This window comes from Psychrobacter sp. ASPA161_6, assembly GCF_051970285.1.
Taxonomy (GTDB): domain Bacteria; phylum Pseudomonadota; class Gammaproteobacteria; order Pseudomonadales; family Moraxellaceae; genus Psychrobacter; species Psychrobacter glaciei.
This window is the reverse complement of sequence record NZ_JBEFNJ010000012.1, coordinates 1-1,949: the sequence shown is the minus strand read 5'-3', so window position 1 is coordinate 1,949 and position 1,949 is coordinate 1. Positions and strand designations below refer to the sequence as shown.

At 38.9% G+C, this 1,949-nt stretch carries 3 protein-coding genes; all 3 read left to right on the top strand.

Annotated features, from left to right (window positions below):
• Nucleotides 1-1,091, top strand: a 1,091-nt coding sequence (locus ACTQ9T_RS14545) for a replication initiation factor domain-containing protein (protein ID WP_440465489.1), incomplete at its 5' end; no start/stop codon positions are given.
• A 318-nt stretch (nucleotides 1,092-1,409) separates the two neighbouring features.
• On the top strand, nucleotides 1,410-1,682 hold the full coding sequence (locus ACTQ9T_RS14540) for a hypothetical protein (RefSeq protein WP_440465488.1): 273 nt from the start codon (nucleotides 1,410-1,412) through the stop codon (nucleotides 1,680-1,682).
• An 86-nt stretch (nucleotides 1,683-1,768) separates the two neighbouring features.
• Nucleotides 1,769-1,949 (top strand): hypothetical protein (locus ACTQ9T_RS14535; protein ID WP_440465487.1); only part of this gene is annotated, 181 nt, incomplete at its 3' end.

Sequence of the window (1,949 nt, the reverse complement as noted above, 5' to 3'; positions counted from 1 at the left end):
ACCGTATTCAGTCCTATGCTCTCACCTCTACTGAAACCATTGTCCTTGATGGTAAAATTCCAAAAATGCAAACTATTAAACGTCCTGTTAATGGTCAAGTCGCAATGATTGACTGGTTAAATATTACCTTTGATATAGCAACCATTAATGAAAAATACCGCCGTACCAATGAAGATGATGAACAGTATCATGCTCTGTGTCAGGCAGCTGTCGCTGATTTAGCTCCTATTCTAGCTCGTATATTTGGTAAGAAGTATTCGACTGTATCCCAAAATCAAAACGGTGCTAACTTCTACAAATATTCGTTTAATTTCGGTGAAAATTACGGAAAAATTTGTATTGGTGGTCAACGTGACAGCGTCCTGATTATGCTTAACGGCACGGGTTGCTCGCTTGCTCCTGCTACTTGGGAGTACCATATGCACCATTTCTTAGATAAGGTAGCCAAAAAGCCCAAAATAACGCGCATAGATTTAGCCCATGATGACCTGCACGGCGAATATTTAGATGTTCATATGCTTGATGACTTAGAAACAAATGATTTGTTTAGTTGTGGTGGTGCTCCGCATGATGTAGGGAATTTAGGCAACTGGAAACACGGCGATCCAAATAATAACGGCTTAACTTTGAGCTTGGGTAAACGCACCAGTGGCAAGTTCACTAGGTTTTATGAAAAGGGTAAACAGTTAGGTGATAAAGACGGTAAGTATTCAAAATGGGTTCGCGCTGAGGTTGAATTCAAGTCTAGTGATAGGGTGATACCGTTTGATGTATTAAAAGACCCTAGCGCCTATTTCATGGGTGCTTATCCTGTATTTGCTGACCTGTTCGATTATGAGCGTATAGAAAAAACTGAGATTATCCAAAAAACGTCTGAGATAACATTGCAGCATAGTTTTGACTGGATAAAGAACCAAGCTGGTAAGTATTTTAGTTATTACAGTACCTTTATGAGTCCAGAAGAAATATTGAATATGATTAAAAGTTCTGACCCAGAAGATATACCGACACGGTTGCACTTACCTGATGAATTCGCAAGGCAGCAGGCAGATTTAGGCAATTTTTTGGTTAGTAGTACATTAGAGGCTTAGGCTATTCTATTGTTTGGCGCGCGCAAGCATGAGCACGACACACAATAGAATAGTATAAGCATATAAGTAAATGCGCACTTACGACTTGGAAAAGCTCAAGTCTACAATGCGAAAAAATTAGTTATGCAATATCTCTGAATCCTCTGCCCTACAGTTAACAGTCTTTTGCTATCGTATGTCATAGGACATTACTTGTAGCCTGTAGCGCACTTGGTATCTTTTCGCCAAGGGCAAGCGTTAAGGCATTAAAACAGCTTTTCGATACTCTAGAACAATGAATAATAAAATAATTACCCAACTGAGAAATAAGGTGTTAATATGGCTGACATAGAGCGTCCAAGAAACAAAGTTCAGAATATATATTTAAATGAAGAAACGCACGCAACTCTTAAGGCGTTGGCTAAGCATAAGGAAATGACAATTCAAAAGACTGCTGCTGAATTGTTGGAAGAGATGCAACCAGTAATGCAAGAAATAGTAAATGCGTTTGAAAGCATTAAAAGGGGTAAGAGCACCCAAGATGCGTTACAAGCATTTATGGCTAAGAGTTTGCATATGACTGCTGATAGCTTGGAAAAAGACGAAAAATAGGCAATAAAAAGCCCCTGCTTAGGACTGCAATCCTACAAGGGCTTGTATAAGTAACCAGAAATCACTTACAACGGATATATTATACCATGACTAATCATAAAATCACTCAAAAATCGCCCATCGTAAGTTCTTACCAAAATGATTACCCCACAGTCAGCCCCTCGGTGTTTCAAGATTTGGCTAATAAGTCAGTTGATACCCTCATTAATAACATGAGGGTTAATTTACGCAATCCCCAATACAAAGCTGAGTTATTGAAGAAACGTA